Consider the following 19,716-nt stretch of genomic DNA (forward strand, 5'->3'; position numbering starts at 1 on the left):
CTGGTGTGTGGACGTAAAGCGAAGCAGTCCACACACCAGACCCCGCAGGCCCGTCACCGCACCCAACAGCCCCGCGCAGCGGCACCGCCCGCCGCGTGGGGGTACCTCCCACGCCCTTAAGGCAGTGGGGGAGCAACGGCGACAAACCCCCACGGCGGGACAGCCGAACACGTGGGAAGAAGACCAAGCGTCAGCGATCCGGCAGGGTGATCACCGGAAAGCTGCCCGTGTTCGTCGGGGCGTTCTCCGGGAGCCAGAGGACCGAGACCGCACCGGTCGAGCCGTCCGTGAGTGCGTCGGCGTTGTGGAAGGTGAGGCGGGCGCCGAGCACCCGGGCCTGGCCGGCCGCGATGGTCAGGCCCAGGCCGTGGCCGCGGCCGGCCCGGTCGCTGCTGCCGGTGCGGAACCGGCTGGGGCCCTCCCGCAGCAGCGCCTCGGGGAATCCGGGCCCGTGGTCCCGGACCCGTAGGACCCGGCCCTCGACCGTGACCTCGATCGGCGGCCTGCCGTGCCGGGCCGCGTTCGCGATGAGGTTGCCCAGGATCCGCTCCAGGCGCCGGGGGTCCGTGGTGACCTCGGCCTCCCGTGCCACATCGACCGTGATGTCCGGGTCCAGGGCGCGCACCCGCCGGACGACGAACTCGCCCAGCACCACGTCCTGCAGTTCGGCCCGCTCGGCGTGGCCGTCCAGCCGGGCCACCTCCAGTACGTCCTCCACCAGGGTCCGCAGCGCCTGCGCCCGGTCCCGTACCAGCTCCGAGGGGCGGCCCGGGGGCAGCAGCTCGGCCGCGGTCAGCAGACCGGTCACCGGGGTGCGCAGCTCATGGGCGATGTCGGCGGTCACCCGGCGTTCGGCCTCGATGCGTTCCTGGAGGGCGTCCGACATGGCGTCCACGGCCCAGGCCAGGTCGTCGGTCTCGTCGTGCACCCGTCCGCCGCCGACCTCGTCGCGGATCCGTACTGAGGTGTCCCCGTCGGCCAGCTTGCCCGCCGCAGCGGCCGCCTTACGCAGCCGCCGAGACAGCCGCCCGCCGACCAGTACGCCCAGGGCACAGCCGCCGACCACGACCGCGGTCGAGCCGATCACCAGCGCCCGGTCCAGGTCGTCCAGCACCGCGAAGCGGTCCGGGAAGCGGTCGTGCATCGACAGCACCCGGCCGTTGCTCAGCGGGGTGGCCGCCCACACCTCGGGGGCGGTCTCCCCGGTGTCCTGGAGGTAGGTGGCGCGCTCGTTCTCGGCGACCTCCTTGCGGAGCGCCGGCGGCAGCGCCGGATCGTCGATCTTCGCGCCGAACTGCAGACGGTTGGTCGACTCGAAGATCTTCTGGGTGAAGTTCAGGCGCTCGACCTGGACGTCCCGGCTGTTGTCGAGCATGGAGTGGCGGGCTGCATTGTGCACGACAAGGCTCAGCGCGACCGCGACCAGAGCTCCGACGAGCGCGATCGCTGCGCTGAGCTTCCATCTCAGCCCTGTGCGCAGGGCCAGCCTCACCACCGTGGGCGTCAGCCTCTCAGCTTGTAACCGAAGCCGCGGACCGTCTCGATCCGGTCCTGGCCGATCTTGCCGCGCAGCCGCTGGACATGGACGTCCACCACCCGGGTGTCGCCGCCCCAGCCGTAGTCCCAGACCCGCTCCAGCAGCCGGTCCCGGGACAGGACCGTACCGGGGGCGTTGGAGAACTCCAGCAGCAGCCGCATCTCGGTGGGTGTCAGCGCGACGTTCTGGCCGCCCTTGCGCACCTCCATGCCCTCGGTGTCGACCTCCAGGTCCCCGAAGCGCAGCACCGCCTCGGCCGGATCGTCCACCTCGGCGGCCGCCGGCCGGCTGCCGTTCGGGCCGCTGGCGTGCCCGAAGCGGCGCAGCACCGCACGGATCCGCGCGACCAGCACCGCCCCGTCGAACGGCTTGGTGACGTAGTCGTCCGCGCCCGCCTCCAGGCCCAGCACCACGTCGATGGAGTCGGCCCGGGCGGAGAGCATGATCACCGGAACCGTCGACTCGTCGCGGATCCGGCGGCACAGGCTGACGCCGTCCAGGCCCGGCACCATCACATCGAGCAGGGCGATATCGGGCTGGTTGGCGCGGAACGCCTCCAGACCGGCCAGCCCGTCGGGCATCGCGGTGACCACGAAGCCGTCCCGCTCCAGAGCGAGCTGGGTGGCCTCGCGGATGACATCGTCGTCCTCGACGAAGAGCACATGGGTGTCGGCCATGCCGTTGTCTCAACCCTCCGATCCCGGGTCGTCGCCCGGCTGCCCGCCGTCGACGGTGGTCTTGCTGTAGTCGGTGTGGTACTCGTCGTCCGAGGTGAAGCGGCCGTGGGTCCAGCGGTACGTGGTCACGTCCTCGCCGGACGGGCAGCAGACCTTGTCGCCGGGGGCGTAGGTCTGCTTGGAGATCTCCAACTCGCCCTTGTTGACCGCGGCGTACACCGACGGCTGCTCGTTGGCGTACACGTTGTCATACCCGTCCCGCGCGCCGCTGTGCCTGCGGTAGACGTACGAGCCGATTCCGACCGAATCGGCGCAGGTCATGACGTTGACGATGACGTCTTGGGAGGTGCTGCCGGTGAGCGACGCATAAGTCACCTCGACCGGGTACTCGTCGGCCGCGCACGGCTTGTAGAGGGACTTCTTCACGTCCGGGCTGACCTTGGGGTCGTCCTTCATCAGCCGGACGGCGTCGACCTTCTTGTAGCTGGCGGTGGAGGTTGGGCTCGGGGACGAACTCACCCTGCCCTTGGGTGCGGGGGTGGTGCTGGCGGCCCCCTCGCTGCGGACGCCCTCGCCGCCCGGGTTGCACCCGGCCAGCAAAAGGCCGACGGCGGCCACACCCGCCGTGGCCGCGCCGCCCTTGGTCAACCCGATCCTGGTCAACCTTTTCCTGGTCAACCTGTTCCTGGACAATCCGCTCCTGCTCACCGTGCTGCTCGCACAGCCGCCGATGCCGCTGCTGTTCCTGATGTGATTGTCGCGCGTCGAGCTGTGAAGCGTACGCTGTCCCAGGACGTGACCGTTTTCACATGTAATGTCGCGCTTTTTGCCGGTAGTGTCGCGCGCTTCGACGCGCCGCCCCCTACCGGAGGGGCACCAGGGCTCGGATACCGTGCGCCGCCGGTCAGGCCGCGCACCGCTCCCGCTCCTGCTCCCCGCGCTCCAGCATCCGTGCGTCGATGTCCCGCATCTGCAGCTCCTGGCGCAGCCGGGCCAGTGCGCGGTGCAGGGTGCTCTTGACCGTACCCGTGGACATCCCGAGCGCGGCAGCGGTCTCCTCGGTGCTCATCTGCTCCCAGTGCCGCAGCACCACGACGCTGCGCTGCTTGGGGGCGAGCACCCCGAGGATGTCCATCAGCAGGGCCCGGTCGGCGCGCTGCTCGGTGCCGTCGTCCACGCTCGCGTCCGGGAGCTGCTCGGTGGGCACCTCCTCCAGCTTGCGCGCCCGCCACCACTCCGTGCGGGTGTTGATCATGACTCGGCGCAGGTAGGCGTCGGCCAGCGACTTGTCCGCGATGCCGTCCCAGCGGCCGTAGGTGCGGACCAGGGCCGTCTGCAGCAGGTCCTGGGCGTCCACCGGGTCGGGCACCAGGCGCCGGGCGCTGCGCAGCAGGGCCTCCTGCCGCGTGCGCACGTACTCTTCGAAGTCCAGTACCTTGCCGCCGCTGGTCGCCATTTCGACGCCTCCGATCCGCTTGCGATTCCCCACGTTGACCGTGCTGGCGGTCGTCTCCAGCACGGGGAAGACGCTACGGAGAGGGTGTTGCGGCGTAATGTGCGTGGGCCCCACAAGGAGTGCACGGAAAACCCTCGGTTGTGTAACAGCCCGCTGGGGGTCATACCTCGGACGGACGGCGGGCCCCCGCGGGTCCTCCTCCGGACGGAGGGTGGCCCCCACCACAAGGCCTACGAGGCACTTCCCTGCGGTGACCGTCCCTTACGGGTGGTGCCATCCGGCCATATTGTCGGCGCTTTTCCGTCAGTACACCCGAGGTCTGACACGGCATCAGGCCCGGCCGCCGCGGCAACCGGGCCTGATCGGCGCTCTGTGACCGTCCCGCTACGACAGCGGCAGGCGGTACCGACCCCCGGTCACCGGCTCCACCAGACCGTCCGAGACCAGCCCGTCCAACGCCCGGGCCCGCTGCACCGGCTCGTCCCACACCGCGTCCAGCACCTGCTGCGGCACCGGCGTGACCGCCTCCCGCAGCACCGCCAGCAGCTTGCCGCGCACCTGACGGTCCGTTCCCGCGTACGCCTGGGTGCGCCGCGGCGGCCCGTCGTGCGCCGGCGACCCGGCCAGCCGCCACGCACACTGCGCCGCGATCGGGCAGCGGTGGCACTCCGGCGTTCGCGCCGTACACAGCAGCGCTCCCAGCTCCATCGTGGCCGCCGCCCAGCGCGCGGCCAGGCCCTCGTCCTCGGGCAGCAGCTGGCGGGCGAGCTTCCGCTCCGCCGCGGTGGTGGCGTTCGGCGGGAACTGCCGCCCGGTCACCGCCCGCGCGAACACCCGGCGCACATTGGTGTCCAGCACCGCGTGCCGCTGCCCGTACGCGAACGACGCCACCGCGGCGGCGGTGTACTCCCCGACGCCGGGCAGCGCCAGCAGCTGGCCGTGTTCCCGCGGCACATCACCGCCGTGCCGCTCCTGTATGGCGGATGCGGCGGCGTGCAGACGCAGCGCGCGCCGCGGGTAGCCCAGCCGGCCCCACGCCCGAACCGCCTCGCCCGGCGCCTCGGCGGCCAGGTCGGCAGGGCGCGGCCAGCGGGCCATCCACTGCTCGTACACCGGCAGCACTCTGCTGACCGGGGTCTGCTGCAGCATGAACTCGCTCACCATCACACCCCAGGCGCCCGCCTCGGGGCGGCGCCAGGGCAGATCGCGGGCGTGCTCGTCGAACCAGTCGGTGACCGGGCCGTGCAGCCCGGCCCCGTCTGCGGCGCCCGCGGCCGGAACGGCGGCGGAGGCGGTCTCGGCGGCGGCGGTCGTGGCGGTGGAGGTGACAGGAGTCGAAGTCATGGCACCGCCGATCCTGGCACGTCGGCCCGCGCCCGGGAAACGCACCGGGCCCGCCCCGCCGCGCGCCCACCCGCACGCAGGACGGCGGCGTACGCACGGTGGCCGCTACCGGCGGTAGGGGCGGCAGTGCGGAAGGGCGGCCCGGGGCGGGAAGAAGAAGGACGTGGGGCGGGGGAAGATGCGGGGACGGAAGGACGAACGGCCACGGTGCGCGGGGATGAGCGGTGCGCACCGGCGACGAACGGTGCGGTGCAGGGATGAGCGGTACGGGACACACGGAAACCGCGGGCGTGGCGGGGGAGCCGGCCTGCCCGGAGTCGATCCGGCGGGCGCTGGCCGCGCACACCACCATGACGCTGGCGTACGGGGACGAGGACGGCCCGCAGGCCTGTGCGGTGCTCTACGCGACGGGCGGTGGGCCGGCCGGCGGTGGCGACCGCATGGCCGGCAGCGGTGGGGCACCGGGGGGCTCCGGCCCGGATCCGGTGCTGTACTTCGTCACCGCGACCACGACCCGGCACGGCCGGGCACTCGCGGAGCCCGGCGCCCGGGTCGCGTTCACGGTGCAGCGGGACGGCCAGGAGTGGAGCGAGCTGACCGGGCTCCAGGGGCGGGGGCGCTGCCGCACCCTGTCCGGCGCCGAGCGGGCGGCCGGCTGGCGGGCCTACACCGGACGCTTCCCCTTCGTCGGGCAGAGCGACCGCCTCCGGGACGCCCTGGAGCGCACCACCCTGTGGGAGCTGCGCCCCGACTGGCTCCGGCTGATCGACAACGGGCAGGGCTTCGGGCACAAGGAGGAGTGGCGACGGGCCTGAGGCGGACCGTCGGCGCGGCGGTGAACGTCGGGGGCAACGGCCGGAAGTGCGGCCGGAGCGGAGCAGACCGCGGAGATCCGAAGGAAACGCGCTAACGGGGCATCGGGCCCGTTACGGTGGGAAACGCGGCTGCGGGAACCGCTCCGGACCGATCATGGGAAAAGTTGCAGTCCGATGCGGCGGGTAGTGGCCGGTGTGGCTGCTGATCTCTCGTAGAGTTTCCGCGTGGGATCACTGCGCAATCCGATCGGGCCGCTCCCCTCCTCCATCTACTGGCGGCGGAGGGCCGTTGCGCTGGCCATCGTCGTCCTGCTCGCCGTTCTGGTCGTCTGGGCGCTCACCTTGGGCGGGGTCGGTGGCGGCAACGGCGAGGAGGGCAAGGGCGGTTCGCACGGAAAGGGTCCCGCGAACTCCATCACGCCCGGACCCTCCTCCGGAGGCTCGTCGGACGATCAACGGCCGGGCGGACGCGATGAGTCGGCCGGCGGGGGCTCGGGCTCGGACTCCGGTTCGGGCGGCGGCGATGACGCGTCGGGCGGCGGCGGTGATTCCGGTGACGGCAGTGGCTCCGGGGACAGCGGTTCCGGCTCGGCCTCGGGTGGCAGCGGGCCGCTCGGCCAGGGCTCCGGCAGCGCCGTACCGGCCGACTCCTCCCTCCCCAACTGCACCTCTCCCACCGTAGAGTTGGTCCTGCGCAGCAAGAAGGACTCCTACTCCCCGGACCGGAAGCCGACGTTCGAGCTGACGGTCAAGAACACCGCCGACGACGAGTGCAAGGTCGACCTCGGGCGGAAGGCCGCGGTGTTGACCATCACCGACTCGGCCGGCGACGACCGGGTGTGGGCCTCCAACGACTGCCCGTCCGGCACGGCCCCCGCGCTGCTGAAGGTGCCGGCCAAGGGCGCGGTCACGCGCACCGTCGAGTGGGACCGCCGGGCCAGTGGCCCGCGCTGCGCGACGCCGAGTTCGGCCACCGTGCCGGCCGGTGCGTACCGGATCGAGGCGCAGGTGCCGGGCCTGAAGACGGCGCACACGACGTTCGAGCTGGCCAAGGACTAGGGCGCCTCTTTCGGACCTTCGTGGCTCGCTGATCCCCGAAGATCCAAAAGAAACGCCCCCACCGCTGCCCGGCAGCGGGCCCGCGTCCTCCTGGAAGCTCCGCTTCCGTTAGTTCCGCCCGTAGTGATTCCGCCGAGAGCGTGCGGCACTGGTGGCGGTCGCACCGGTCCGGCACAGTCGCCGGTATGAGGCTTCTGATGCTGGGCGGAACGGAATTCGTGGGACGGGCGGTCACCGAGGCCGCGCTGGCCCGGGGTTGGCAGGTCACGGTCTTCCACCGCGGCCACCATGCGCCGCCGCAGGGCGCGACGGCGCTGCACGGGGACCGCGGGGACGCGGCGGGCCTGGCGGCCCTGAAAGAGGGCGAGTGGGACGCCGTCGTCGACACCTGGTCCGGCGCGCCCTCGGCCGTACGGGACGCCGCGCGGCTGCTGGCCGGGCGGGCCCGGACGTATGCGTACGTCTCCAGCCGGTCGGTGTACGCCTACCCGGCCGCGTACGGGCTCGACGAGAACGGCCCGTTGGTGGACGGTTCGGCCGACTCCACGGACGGTGCGGACTACGCGGCGGCAAAGCGGGGCGGCGAGGTGGCCGCGGTCGAGGCGTTCGGGGAGCGGGCGCTGCTGGTCCGGGCGGGGCTGATCATCGGCCCCTACGAGAACATCGGGCGGCTGCCGTGGTGGCTCGGCCGGATCGCCCGCGGCGGACCGGTCCTGGCGCCGGGGCCGCGGGAGACGGCGCTGCAGTACATCGATGTGCGTGACCTGGCCGAGTGGCTCCTCGATGCGCTGACGGCCGGCCTCGGCGGCGCCTACAACATGCTGAGCGGGGTCGGGCACGCCACGATGGGCGAGTTGCTGGAGAGCTGTGTGGAGGTGACCGGCTCGGACGCGGAGCTGCGCTGGAAGGACCCGGAGGAGGTGCTGGCCGCCGGCATCGAGCCGTGGACCGAGCTGCCCATCTGGATCCCGCCGAGTGAACTGCGCGACGCGTTCTACGGGGCGGATGTCACCAAGGTCCTGGCGAGCGGGCTGCGTTGCCGTCCCGTGCGGGAGACCGTCGCCGACACCTGGGCCTGGCTCCAGGAGATCGGTGGCTCGGCGCCGCAGCGGCCGGACCGCCCGGCGGTGGGTCTGGCGCCGCAGAAGGAGGCGGCGGTGCTGGACGGGGGCGGGCGGACGCCCTGACGGACGGGGCCCGATGACCCCCTGACGGAGGGGGCCGGCGGGCGGCGGGCCGGGCCGCGGAAGCGGTGGCTCCGCCGTTCCCCGGCCCCGTCGTCTACCGCGGCCCCTGCCGCCGTCCGTACCGGTGCACGGTGGTCAGACGTACCGCTCCAGGATCGACGACTCGGCCAGTCGCGACAGGCCCTCGCGTACGGAGCGGGCGCGGGCCTCGCCGACGCCGTCGACCGTCTGGAGGTCGTCGACGCTGGCGGCGAGGAGCTTCTGCAGCCCGCCGAAGTGGTCGACGAGGCGTTCGATGACCGTGCCGGGGAGGCGGGGGACCTTGGCCAGCAGGCGGAAGCCGCGGGGGGAGACCGCCGAGTCCAGGGTCTCGGGGGAGCCGCTGTAGCCCAGCGCACGGGCCACGATGGGGAGTTCGAGCAGCTCGGTGTGGGTAAGCGAGTCCAGCTCGGAGAGCGCTTCGGTGACGGTGCGGGAGCGCTTGGCGGTGGGCTCGGGGACGTAGTCCCGGACGACCAGCTCGCGCTCCGGCTCCACGCCGGCGATCAGCTCTTCGAGCTGGAGGGCGAGCAGCCGGCCGTCGGTGCCGAGTTCGACCACGTACTCGGCGATCTCGGTGGCGATCCGGCGGACCATCTCCAGGCGCTGGGCGACCGCGCTGACGTCGCGGACCGTGACCAGGTCCTCGATCTCGAGTGCGGAGAGGGTGCCGGCGACCTCGTCCAGCCGGAGCTTGTAGCGCTCCAGGGTGGCCAGCGCCTGGTTGGCGCGGGAGAGGATCGCGGCGGACTCCTCCAGGACGCGGCGCTCACCGTCGACGTACAGGGCGATCAGCCGCATGGACTGGCTGACCGAGACGACGGGGAAGCCGGCCTGGATGGAGACCCGCTGGGCGGTGCGGTGGCGGGTGCCGGTCTCCTCCGTGGGGATGGAGGCGTCGGGGACCAGCTGGACGCCGGCCCGGAGGATCTTGGTGATGTCCTTGTCGAGGACCAGGGCGCCGTCCAGCTTGCACAGCTCGCGCAGGCGGGTGGCGGTGAATTCGACATCGAGGACGAAGCCGCCGGTGCACATGGTCTCGACGGTCTTGTCGAAGCCCAGCACGATCAGGCCGCCGGTGTTGCCGCGGAGGATCCGTTCCAGGCCGTCGCGCAGCGCGGTACCGGGCGCGACGGCGCTCAGCGAGGCGCGCATCAGGCTCTCGGTGCCGGGGTTCCCACCGGACCTGCCGGGAGTCGATGCCCGGTCGTTGACTGCCACTGCACTCCTCCGTCGCAAGGGTCGCTCGGTCCGCAGGCCGCCCGGCCCATGCCGTGGTTGACGTACCAGCGGAGCGTACGTGGCCGACAGCCAATTCTGCGGTGACGGGCGAGACCAGGGCAAAGTCTACCGGCGTACGCCCTCTTCCTGTGGGGCCTCCCGGCGCATGCGCTTGGGCAGCACGGTCAGCGCCTGTCCGACGTCGGCGACCTCCATCACCCGCATTCCCTCGGGGATCTTGCCGGGGTCGGAGGGGACCAGGGCGTGGGTGAAGCCGAGCCGGGCGGCTTCGGACAGTCGGCGCTGGACGCCGGTGACCCTTCTGACCTCGCCGGCGAGCCCCACTTCGCCGATGGCGACGAGGTTCTTGGGCAGCGGGGTGTCGCTGGCGGCGCTGGCCAGGGCGAGGGCCACGGCGAGGTCGGCGGCGGGCTCGGTGAGCTTCACCCCGCCGACGGTGGCGCTGTAGATGTCGCGCTTGCCGAGGGCGCTGATCCGGCCGCGCTGCTCCAGGACGGCGAGCATCATCGACACCCGGGAGGTCTCCAGTCCGGAGGTGGTGCGCCGGGGGGAGGGGATCTGGGAGTCGACGGTGAGCGCCTGGACCTCGGCGACGAGCGGGCGGCGACCCTCCAGGGTCACGGTCAGGCAGGTGCCGGGCACCGGTTCGGCGCGGCGGGTCAGGAACAGCCCGGAGGGGTCGGCGAGGCCGGTGATGCCCTCGTCGTGCAGCTCGAAGCAGCCGACCTCGTCGGTGGTGCCGTAGCGGTTCTTGACGCCGCGGACCAGGCGCAGGCGGGCGTGCCGGTCGCCCTCGAAGTGCAGGACCACGTCGACGAGGTGTTCCAGCAGGCGGGGGCCGGCGATGGCGCCGTCCTTGGTGACATGGCCGACCAGCAGGGTCGACATGCCGCGTTCCTTGGAGGCCCGGATCAGCGCGCCGGCGACCTCCCGGACCTGGGCCATGCCGCCGGGGGCGCCGTCGATCTCGGGGGAGGCGACGGTCTGCACCGAGTCCAGGACGAGCAGGGAGGGCTTGACGGTGTCGAGGTGGCCGAGGACGGCGGAGAGGTCGGTCTCGGCCGCGAGGTAGAGGTGGTCGCTGAGGGCGCCGATGCGGTCGGCGCGCAGCCGCACCTGGCTCGCGGACTCCTCGCCGGTGACGTAGAGGGTGCGGTGTGCGTCGGAGGCCGACTTGGCGGCGGCGTCCAGCAGCAGGGTGGACTTGCCGACGCCGGGCTCGCCGGCCAGCAGCACCACGGCGCCGGGGACCAGCCCGCCGCCCAGCACCCGGTCGAGCTCGTCCACGCCGGTGGAGCGGGCGGTGGCCTGCCGGCCGTCGACCTGGCCGATGGGCAGGGCGGCGGTGGTGACCCGGCCGGGCGCGGTCGTACGGACCGCCGGGGTGCCGCCGAACTCCTCGACGGTGCCCCACGCCTGGCACTCGGGGCAGCGGCCGAGCCACTTCGCGGTGGTCCAGCCGCACTCCGTGCAGCGGTACGAGGGGCGCTCCTTGCCCGACGATTTACGAGTTGCCATGGAGTCACCGTAGCGGCGGGGTGTGACAGCGCCGTCGCCCGAGGGGCGGGAGGGGCCTCGCGCGGCCGGTGCGCTCCGACCGGGTGGCGCCACGTGGAGCGCACCGGCCGGCGGAAAGGAAGGGCGGTGTCCCCTTTTGAGGGAGATGGTCACCCGTAAGGGTTAAAAGTGTGCGAGGAGAGCAGGCCTGGCTGCATCATCCCCCTACCGTCGCCCGGGTGATGAGCAGCAGGCCCGAGCACCCCACGCACTCCACCGGCGCACACCGGTCGCGCGGCGACGACCGGCGCCGGAGCCGCCCACAGCCCGCCGAGCGGCCCGCGCCGCCCACCGCGGCCGAGTCCGGCGACGGCCATCAGCCGTATCTGGACGGGCTGTTCACCTACTGTCTGTCCGTCCTGTGCGACCACGATGCGGCGACCACGGTGCTCGGTGAGGTGTTGGCGCTCGCCGAACGGCACCACACCCGGCGGCCCGCCGACCCGGTGCTGCACCGCTCCTGGTTCTATGCGCTGGCCCGCTGGGCCTGTCTGCGCCGGCTCGCCGAGCGGACCGGCCCGGACGCGGGCCGCTCCGGCCGGCGCGAAGGGTCCGGGGCGCGGCGCGGGGACGGCGGACGTGCCGCGGCGCGGCGGCCGGACACCGGGCAGCGGCAGCGCGAACTCGCCGCGCTGGCCTGGCCGGAGGCGGCCGGCACCACCCCCGAGCAGCGGGAGGCGCTGGAGCTCTCGGTGCGCCACCGGCTCTCCGCCGACGAGGTCGCCGCGGTGCTCGGTGCCGACCCGATCGCCACTCGGGCGCTGCTGGCCACCGCGTCCTGCGAGGTGGAGCGGACCCGGGCGGCGCTGGCGGTCGTCGAGTCCGGGCGGTGCCGTGAGGTCGCGCGGCTGGCCGGTGACAGTCAGCTGCTGCTGGGCGCGGCGCTGAGCCGGGAGCTGGTGCGGCATGTCGACGACTGCGCCGAGTGCCGGCGGAGCGCGGAGCGGGCGACGGTACCGGGGACGTGGCCGGGCACCGCACCGGTGGCTCAGGGCGCGCTGCCGCTGGTCGGGGCGCCCCGGGAAGCGGTGGCCGGTGCGCTGGCGGCGGCCCGCCGCTCCCGTTCGGGCCGGGCCGAAGGGGTGCCCGGGGCCGGGCGCGGTGGCCGGGCGGCCGGGGCAAACGGTTCTCCTCGCTATGACCGCAGCGGCTTCCCGGTGGGCGCGCCGACGGACCGGGCGGCCCGCCGGCGCAGGCTGCGCGCCCGGGCGCTGACGACGACGGTGGTGGCGACGGTCGTCGCGGCGCCGGTGCTGGCCCTCTGGGCGGCCTACCGGGAGGCCCCGGCCACGGGGGAGGCGGCGGACAGCTCGCCCTCGGTGACGGCCAGCGAGCACGAGGCCGGCCCACGACTGGGCGGCCGCCCGTACGAGAACGCCGGCAACGCCCGTACGACGCCCGTGCCCGGTTTCACCGCCGGTGACGGGACGCCCGATGTGTCGGTCGAGGTGGTCAGCGCGGACGGCACGCCGGTGCGGCCGGGCGGGGCGGCGGGACGGTCGCAGAAGGGCCCGGGCCGGCTGACGGTCGCCGCGCAGCCGAGCGGCCGGGCGACGCTGATCACCCTCAGCGCCTCGGGCGGTACGCCGGTGCACTGGACGGCGTCGCCGGGCGCGGCCTGGCTGCAGCTGAGCCGGACGGCGGGTTCGCTGCGGCCGGGGGAGACGGCGACGATCACGATCTATGTGGACCATGACCGGGAGCCCGCGGGCCACTGGCGGGCCAGGGTCGCCATCGAGCCCGGTGGCACCGCCGTGACGATGGAGGGCTACGGCGCGACCGGTCCGGCGCCCGGCCACCCGCACGGGCCGGGGCCCACCCGCCCAACGCCGGTCCCCTCGCACCCGACGCACCCCACGCACCCGGGGACGCCGACGCCCACCCATCCCGCGCCGACCCCCACGCCCACCAGCCCCACTCCGTCCCCGACGCCGACCGCGAGCACCCCGAAGCCGTCCTCGACGCCCTTCAACACGACGCGCCCGGCGCGCTGAGCGGCCGGCCCCGCGCTACGGGGCCGGACGCTCAGCGGGGCCGGCCGCACGCAGCGGCCTCGACGGCGGGCGCCCGCGAAGAGCCGGGGGGAAGCGCCTCAGGTCACCTTCTGGTGCTTCTGGTCCTTGGTCGCCTTCGAGGGCCCCGGCGGCTGCTGCGGGTCCGCGGGGTGCGGCGCCATCGGCAGGGTCGCCGCCAGCCGCTCCTCGCACAGCTCGACGAGCTTGGCGTAGCCCTTCTTGCCCATCAGCTCGGTGAGCTCCGGCTTGTAGGAGACGTAGACCGGTTCGCCCGCGCCGTGCGCCGAGGTGGCGGAGGTGCACCACCAGTGCAGGTCGTGGCCGCCCGGCCCCCAGCCGCGGCGGTCGTACTCGCCGATCGTCACCTGGAGCACCTGGGTGTCGTCGGGCCGGTCGATCCAGTCGTAGGTGCGCCGCACCGGCAGCTGCCAGCAGACGTCCGGCTTGGTCTCCAGGGGCTCGCGGCCCTCGCGCAGCGCGAGGATGTGCAGCGAGCACCCCGCGCCGGCCGGGAAGCCGGGGCGGTTCTGGAAGATGCAGGAGCCCTGCCAGCGGCGGGTCTGCCGCTCGCCGTCCTCGTCCTCCTCGACCCAGCCGGTCTCGGTGCCGACGTCGTGGAACTGCCACAGGTCGGGCGTGAGCCGCGCCACGTGGTCGGCGACCCGCTGCTCGTCGTCGTCGTCCGAGAAGTGCGCCCCGAGCGTGCAGCAGCCGTCGTCCGCGCGGCCGGCCTGGATGCCCTGGCAGCCGCTGCCGAAGATGCAGGTCCAGCGAGAGGTCAGCCAGGTCAGGTCGCAGCGGAAGAGCTGCTCGTCGTCCGCCGGGTCGGGGAAGGTGACCCAGGCGCGGGCGAAGTCGAGCCCGACCTCGTCGGCCGGGGCCCCGGCCGCCTGGGCACGCCGCTTTTCTTCCTTCTTCAGCGCTTTTTCGTGCTTCGCCTTTTTCGTCTTAGCCACGGGGTCCAGCGTACGGGGCGCCGCGCGGACCTGAGCAATTGCGGAATTCTGCAATTTCCCGTGTGGCGGGCCGGGCCCCCGCGCGAACACGGCCCGGGGCCTGGGGGGACCGCGCCGAGAGGAGTGTGCCGTGCGCGCAGTAGGTTTCCCCGTATGAGACTCGGTGTCCTCGATGTGGGTTCGAATACGGTCCATCTGCTGGTGGTGGACGCGCACCCGGGCGCGCGCCCGCTGCCCGCCTACTCGCACAAGGCGGAGCTGCGCCTTGCGGAGCTGCTCGACGAGAGCGGCGCCATAAGCGATGCGGGCGTGGAGCAGCTGGTGGCGACCGTCCTCGACGCGCTCCAGGTGGCCGAGGACAAGGGCGTCGAGAGCGTGCTGCCGTTCGCCACCTCCGCGGTGCGGGAGGCCACCAACGGCGAGGACGTGCTGCGCCGGGTCGCCCTGGAGACCAGCGTGGACCTCCAGGTGCTCTCCGGGGAGGACGAGGCGCGGCTGACCTTCCTGGCCGCGCGCCGCTGGCTGGGCTGGTCCGCGGGCCGGCTGCTGGTGCTGGACATCGGCGGCGGCTCGCTGGAGATCGCCTACGGCCTGGACGAGGACCCGGACGTGGCGGTCTCGCTGCCGCTCGGGGCGGGCCGGCTGACCTCGGGCGACCTGCCCGGCGACCCGCCGGAGTCCGAGGACGTACGGGGGCTGCGCCGGCGGGTGCGGGCCGAGATCGCCAAGGTGGTCAGCGAGTTCAGCCGGTACGGCACTCCCGACCGCGTCGTCGGCACGTCCAAGACCTTCCGGCAGCTGGCCCGGATCGCGGGTGCCGCACGCTCCGCCGAGGGCCTCTACGTCCAGCGCGAGCTGACCCGCAAGAAGCTGGAGGAGTGGGTGCCGCGGCTGGCCGGGATGCCGGCGCGGGAACGGGCGGCGCTGCCCGGCGTGTCGGAGGGGCGCTCGCGGCAGCTGCTGGCCGGGGCGCTGGTCGCGGAGGCGGCGATGGACCTCTTCGGGGTGGAGACCCTGGAGATCTGCCCGTGGGCACTGCGCGAGGGCGTCATCCTGCGACGGCTGGACCACCTGCCGTAGCCGGAGGGCGGGGCGGCGGCCCGGCGTGAGACTCGTCACGTCCGCGCCCGGCGCTCCGTCACACCCGTACCGCCGGTCACGCCGTTCCCGCAGCGCGTACGGAGCGGGACGCGGCCCGCTGACCGGGTGTCGCGGCTGTCGGGACTCCTGCCCCGTGCGCCGTGGTGGCCCTTACGCTGTCCCTCGTGACAGAGCCAGTGGTGCGCATCCCGGATGCGAAGGTCGCGCTGTCCACGGCCTCGGTGTATCCGGAGTCGACGGCGACGGCCTTCGAGATCGCCGCGCGCCTGGGCTACGACGGCGTCGAGGTCATGGTGTGGACGGACCCCGTCAGCCAGGACATCGAGGCGCTGCGCCGGCTGTCCGACTACCACGGCGTGCCGGTGCTGGCCGTGCACGCGCCGTGCCTGCTGATCACCCAGCGGGTGTGGTCCACCGACCCGTGGGTGAAGCTGCAACGGGCCCGTACGGCGGCGGAGAAGCTGGGCGCCTCGACGGTGGTGGTGCATCCGCCGTTCCGCTGGCAGCGCAGCTACGCCCGGGAGTTCGTCCGCGGGGTGTGGCGGATGGCGGGCGAGACCGACGTCCGGTTCGCCGTCGAGAACATGTACCCGTGGCGCTACCGGGACCGCGAGATGCTGGCGTACGCCCCGGACTGGGACCCCACCAACGACGACTACCGGCACTTCACCGTCGACCTCTCGCACACCGCCACCGCGCGCAACGACGCGCTGGAGATGGTGGCGCGGATGGGCGACCGACTGGCGCACGTCCACCTGGCCGACGGCAACGGCTCGGCCAAGGACGAGCACCTGGTGCCCGGGCGCGGCAGTCAGCCCTGCGCACAGGTGCTGGAGCGGCTGGCCGCGAGCGGCTTCGACGGGCATGTGGTCGTCGAGGTCAACACCCGCCGGGCGATGTCCGCCGCCGAGCGGGAGGCCGACCTGGCCGAGGCCCTGGCCTTCACCCGGCTCCACCTGGCGTCGCCGACCTGGGTGCCCGGCTCGTGAGCGAGCGCGCGGACGGCGGGGGGCCGGAGAGCGGTTCCGGGCGCGAGGGGCAGGGGCAGAGCGGACGGCTGGACGACGGGCCCGGGCACGCCGGGCAGGAGCAGGACGGAGAACCGGACGACGGGCCCGGGCGCGCCGGACAGGGACAGGACGGAGAACCGGACGGGGCCCCCGCCCCGCGTCCTGCCGCACGTCCCGCCCGGCGCCGTGGCCGTCCCGCCCGCTCCGCGGAGGCCGGCCCCGGCACCCGGGAGCAGATCCTGGCCGCGGCCCGCGCGGAGTTCGCCGAGCGGGGCTACGACCGGACCTCGGTCCGCGGGATCGCCAAGGCGGCCGGGGTGGACGCGGCCCTGGTGCACCACTACTTCGGCACCAAGGAGCAGGTCTTCGGCGCGGCCATCGAGCTCACCTTCGCGCCCGCGCTGACCATGCCGGACGTCATCGCCGGCGGTGGCGCGGACGTCGGCGAGCGGATGGCCCGCTTCATGTTCGGCATCTGGGAGAACCAGGTCACCCGGCAGCCGCTGCTGGCAATCATGCGCTCGGCGCTGACCAACGAGACCGCGGCAGCGGTACTGCGCGGCCTCGTGGCCCGGCAGATGCTCCAGCGGGTGGCGGGCGAACTCACCGTTCCCGAGCCGGAGTTCCGCGCCCAGCTGGCCGCCGGTCAGCTCATCGGGATCGCCCTGCTGCGCTATGTGATCAGGATGGAGCCGATGGCCTCCGCGGAGCCGGAGCAGATCATCGCGATGGTGGCGCCGGCCTTGCAGCGGTACCTCACCGAGGCGTGACGCCCGGCTGGCGACGGCGGTCGTGGCCAGGCGCGACGCTCGGCCGGCGACGGTCGCGGCAGCCCGCGGCCCGCGGCCCGCGGCGGCCCGTACGGCGCTCGCCAGCTGTCCGCACTACGGTCACCCGTCTCACATACCGGAGTCACTGTCCAGATCTTGGATCAAGAGCGTAACCTCGGCTTCAGCTGCTATATGACGCCGCCCGGTGGGTGACCGGCCCCCGGCCCCCGCACCGGACCCGGCGGTCGTACGGACGAACCCCGAGGGAGTGACCATCGTGCCTGAGCTGAGGTCCCGCACCGTTACCCATGGCCGCAACATGGCGGGCGCCCGCGCCCTTATGCGGGCCTCGGGCGTAGCGAGCGAGGACATCGGCAAGCCGATCGTCGCGGTCGCCAACTCCTTCACCGAGTTCGTGCCCGGCCACACCCACCTCGCCCCCGTCGGCCGGATCGTCAGCGACGCCATCCGTGAGGCCGGCGCCGTGCCCCGCGAGTTCAACACCATCGCGGTCGACGACGGCATCGCCATGGGCCACGGCGGCATGCTGTACTCGCTGCCGTCGCGTGACCTGATCGCCGACTCCGTCGAGTACATGGTCGAGGCGCACTGCGCCGACGCGCTGATCTGCATCTCCAACTGCGACAAGATCACCCCCGGCATGCTGATGGCCGCGATGCGCCTGAACATCCCGGTGGTCTTCGTCTCCGGCGGCCCGATGGAGGCCGGCCAGGCCACCCTCGTCGACGGCACCGTGCGCAAGCTGGACCTGATCAACGCGATCGTGGACTCGGTCAACGAGAACGTCTCCGACGAGGACGTGCTGCGGATCGAGGAGAACGCCTGCCCCACCTGCGGCTCGTGTTCCGGCATGTTCACCGCCAACTCGATGAACTGCCTCACCGAGGCGATCGGCCTGTCCCTGCCCGGCAACGGCTCGGTGCTGGCCACCCACACCGCCCGCAAGGCGCTCTACGAGAACGCCGGCCGCACGGTCGTGGCGATCACCAAGCGCTACTACGAGGACGGCGACGAGTCCGTCCTGCCGCGCAACATCGCCACCCGCGCCGCGTTCGAGAACGCCATGGCCCTGGACATCGCCATGGGCGGCTCCACCAACACCATCCTCCACCTGCTCGCCGCCGCCCAGGAGGCCGAGCTGGACTACGACCTCAAGGACATCGACGCCGTCTCGCGCCGGGTGCCCTGCCTGGCCAAGGTCGCCCCGAACGTCGCCCCCGGCGGCACGTACTACATGGAGGACGTGCACCGCGCCGGCGGCATCCCCGCGATCCTCGGCGAGCTCTACCGCGGCGGCCTGCTCAACGAGGACGTGCACACTGTCCACTCGCCGACCCTCGCCGACTGGCTGAAGACCTGGGACGTGCGCGGTGGCTCCCCGTCCGCCGAGGCCGTCGAGCTGTGGCACGCCGCCCCCGGCTGCAAGCGCTCGGCCACCGCCTTCTCGCAGTCCGAGCGTTGGGAGTCGCTGGACGTGGACGCCGAGGGCGGCTGCATCCGCTCCGTCGAGCACGCCTACTCCCAGGACGGCGGCCTGGCGGTCCTCAGGGGCAACATCGCCGAGGACGGCTGCGTGGTGAAGACCGCCGGCGTCGACGAGTCCATCTGGACCTTCGAGGGCCCGGCCGTGGTCTGCGAGTCGCAGGAGGACGCGGTCGACAAGATCCTCACCAAGCAGATCAAGGAGGGCGACGTCGTCGTCATCCGCTACGAGGGCCCCAAGGGCGGCCCCGGCATGCAGGAGATGCTCTACCCGACGTCGTTCCTCAAGGGCCGCGGCCTGGGCAAGGCCTGCGCCCTGATCACCGACGGCCGCTTCTCCGGCGGCACCTCGGGCCTGTCCATCGGCCACGCCTCGCCCGAGGCGGCCTCCGGCGGCGCGATCGCCCTGGTCGAGGACGGCGACCGGATCCGCATCGACATCCCCCACCGCTCCATCGATCTCCTCGTCACCGATGAGGAGTTGGCCACCCGCCGCGCGGCGCTGGGCGGCGTCTACGCCCCCAAGCAGCGCGAACGCAAGGTCTCGGCGGCCCTGCGCGCCTACGCGGCGATGGCGACCAGCGCGGACAAGGGCGCGGTGCGGGACGTGGACGCGCTGGGCTGAGCCCGGCCCGGCCCATGGACCGGCCATGACACGGGGAGCCCCTACGGACGGCCGTGGGGGCTCCTTCGCGCGGGCGGGAGGGACGCGCCGGTCAGGCCGTCGGACGGAAGGCCGTGACCAGCAGCGTGGTGGCGGTACGTGGCTCGCCGGTGGTGGTCGGCAGCACGTCGACGTCGATGCCGGTGAACCCGGCTCCGTCGAGGAGCTTGGCCCAGACGTGCTCCTGGAGCACCCAGCGGCGCATCGTGGTCGGCTCGCCGTCGGGCGTCTTCGCAGGGATGTCGGCGTGCACCACATCGGGCTGGGCGGGGGCGCCGTTGAGGTAGTGGGCGAGGGTGGAGAAGACCAGCCGCCCACCGGGCCGAAGCGCTGTGGATGCCGCAGGCAGCAGCTCCTGCGGGTCGGTGAAGTCCACGGCGCCGAAGACGCTGTACAGCATGTCGTAGCTGCCGGCCATGGTGTGCAGGTGCTCCACCACGTCGGACTGCAAGATGCTCAGGCACGGCGCGAGGTGGCCGAAGAGGTCGGTGGCCATGGCGTGCTGCGCGGGCGAGGCGTCGACGGCTGTGACCCAGTCCGGCTGGTGGTGGGTCGCCAGATGGGCCGCATGCCGGGCCGCCCCGGCACCGAGGTCGCCGATGCGGCGCCCGTTCAGGTCGCCGAGGACCTCCGGGCCGGGCCCGCTGTCCTGGCTCCAGGTCCAGCGGAAGGCCCTGGGGACGGCCCGCTCTGTGGCGGCACGGGTGCGGCCGTAGTGGTGCCAGAGGTCGGGGGAGGTGGTGGTCACCCGCCTCATCCTGGCGTGTGTGCCGTGGCGGGTGGT

16 protein-coding genes and 1 pseudogene are annotated in these 19,716 nt (G+C 73.3%); 8 read left to right on the forward strand and 9 right to left on the reverse strand.

The features are described 5' to 3' along the window. Positions 1-190: 190 nt before the first annotated feature. The 5 genes from cseC to AB0G84_RS34860 all read right to left on the reverse strand — a co-directional run bounded on the left by cseC (position 191) and on the right by AB0G84_RS34860 (position 5,014). A complete protein-coding gene (cseC, locus tag AB0G84_RS34840) occupies positions 191-1,495 on the reverse strand; it encodes a two-component system sensor histidine kinase CseC (protein ID WP_361330239.1) in 1,305 nt (434 codons plus the stop codon). An 8-nt stretch (positions 1,496-1,503) separates the two neighbouring features. Continuing rightward, a complete protein-coding gene (gene cseB / locus AB0G84_RS34845) occupies positions 1,504-2,214 on the reverse strand; it encodes a two-component system response regulator CseB (protein ID WP_361330241.1) in 711 nt (236 codons plus the stop codon). 9 nt (positions 2,215-2,223) lie between these two features. Continuing rightward, positions 2,224-2,862: a hypothetical protein gene (locus AB0G84_RS34850; RefSeq protein WP_361330243.1), complete on the reverse strand. Its 639-nt coding sequence runs from the start codon at positions 2,860-2,862 to the stop codon at positions 2,224-2,226. Positions 2,863-3,118: 256 nt separating this feature from the next. Then, a complete protein-coding gene (locus AB0G84_RS34855) occupies positions 3,119-3,670 on the reverse strand; it encodes a SigE family RNA polymerase sigma factor (protein ID WP_127155366.1) in 552 nt (183 codons plus the stop codon). Between the two features lie 384 nt (positions 3,671-4,054). Beyond that, the gene (locus tag AB0G84_RS34860) at positions 4,055-5,014 is read right to left on the reverse strand and encodes an A/G-specific adenine glycosylase (RefSeq protein ID WP_361330245.1); all 960 of its coding nucleotides are present in this window, start codon (positions 5,012-5,014) and stop codon (positions 4,055-4,057) included. 257 nt (positions 5,015-5,271) lie between these two features. Here AB0G84_RS34860 and AB0G84_RS34865 point away from each other — a divergent pair, with 257 nt between their 5' ends. The 3 genes from AB0G84_RS34865 (at position 5,272) to AB0G84_RS34875 (ending at position 8,075) form a co-directional block, all read left to right on the forward strand. Continuing rightward, positions 5,272-5,829: a pyridoxamine 5'-phosphate oxidase gene (locus tag AB0G84_RS34865; RefSeq protein ID WP_361330247.1), complete on the forward strand. Its 558-nt coding sequence runs from the start codon at positions 5,272-5,274 to the stop codon at positions 5,827-5,829. Positions 5,830-6,054: 225 nt separating this feature from the next. Continuing rightward, positions 6,055-6,888: a hypothetical protein gene (locus AB0G84_RS34870; RefSeq protein ID WP_361330250.1), complete on the forward strand. Its 834-nt coding sequence runs from the start codon at positions 6,055-6,057 to the stop codon at positions 6,886-6,888. Positions 6,889-7,073: 185 nt separating this feature from the next. Next, a complete protein-coding gene (locus AB0G84_RS34875) occupies positions 7,074-8,075 on the forward strand; it encodes an NAD-dependent epimerase/dehydratase family protein (RefSeq protein ID WP_361330253.1) in 1,002 nt (333 codons plus the stop codon). Positions 8,076-8,210: 135 nt separating this feature from the next. On the opposite strand, the gene disA is transcribed toward AB0G84_RS34875, so the two are convergent. Next, positions 8,211-9,335, reverse strand: a complete 1,125-nt coding sequence (gene disA / locus AB0G84_RS34880) for a DNA integrity scanning diadenylate cyclase DisA (protein ID WP_361330256.1) — start codon at positions 9,333-9,335, stop codon at positions 8,211-8,213. A gap of 126 nt (positions 9,336-9,461) precedes the next feature. Continuing rightward, the gene (gene radA / locus AB0G84_RS34885) at positions 9,462-10,874 is read right to left on the reverse strand and encodes a DNA repair protein RadA (RefSeq protein ID WP_361330259.1); all 1,413 of its coding nucleotides are present in this window, start codon (positions 10,872-10,874) and stop codon (positions 9,462-9,464) included. A gap of 221 nt (positions 10,875-11,095) precedes the next feature. On the opposite strand from radA, the gene AB0G84_RS34890 reads away from it, so the two are divergent. Next, positions 11,096-12,907, forward strand: coding sequence for a sigma-70 family RNA polymerase sigma factor (locus tag AB0G84_RS34890; protein ID WP_361330262.1), 1,812 nt, complete (start codon positions 11,096-11,098; stop codon positions 12,905-12,907). A gap of 98 nt (positions 12,908-13,005) precedes the next feature. Here AB0G84_RS34890 and AB0G84_RS34895 read toward each other — a convergent pair whose 3' ends face one another. Then, a complete protein-coding gene (locus AB0G84_RS34895) occupies positions 13,006-13,884 on the reverse strand; it encodes a hypothetical protein (protein WP_361330265.1) in 879 nt (292 codons plus the stop codon). A 153-nt stretch (positions 13,885-14,037) separates the two neighbouring features. Between AB0G84_RS34895 and AB0G84_RS34900 the strand changes: the two genes are divergently transcribed. From AB0G84_RS34900 to ilvD, 4 genes and pseudogenes are all read left to right on the forward strand, one after another. Further along, a complete protein-coding gene (locus tag AB0G84_RS34900; protein ID WP_361330268.1) occupies positions 14,038-14,964 on the forward strand; it encodes a Ppx/GppA phosphatase family protein in 927 nt (308 codons plus the stop codon). Between the two features lie 185 nt (positions 14,965-15,149). Then, complete coding sequence (locus AB0G84_RS34905; RefSeq protein WP_361330271.1) at positions 15,150-15,974, forward strand: sugar phosphate isomerase/epimerase; 825 nt, start codon at positions 15,150-15,152, stop codon at positions 15,972-15,974. A 200-nt stretch (positions 15,975-16,174) separates the two neighbouring features. Further along, positions 16,175-16,765, forward strand: a pseudogene (locus AB0G84_RS34910) (TetR family transcriptional regulator); the annotation flags it as partial. A gap of 277 nt (positions 16,766-17,042) precedes the next feature. Further along, entirely contained in the window at positions 17,043-18,893 is a 1,851-nt protein-coding gene (gene ilvD, locus AB0G84_RS34915) for a dihydroxy-acid dehydratase (protein ID WP_361330274.1), read from the forward strand. 91 nt (positions 18,894-18,984) lie between these two features. On the opposite strand, the gene AB0G84_RS34920 is transcribed toward ilvD, so the two are convergent. Next, a complete protein-coding gene (locus AB0G84_RS34920; RefSeq protein ID WP_361330277.1) occupies positions 18,985-19,680 on the reverse strand; it encodes a class I SAM-dependent methyltransferase in 696 nt (231 codons plus the stop codon). Positions 19,681-19,716: the final 36 nt, after the last annotated feature.

Source organism: Streptomyces sp. NPDC020742, from assembly GCF_040641675.1.
Classification (GTDB): domain Bacteria; phylum Actinomycetota; class Actinomycetes; order Streptomycetales; family Streptomycetaceae; genus Streptomyces.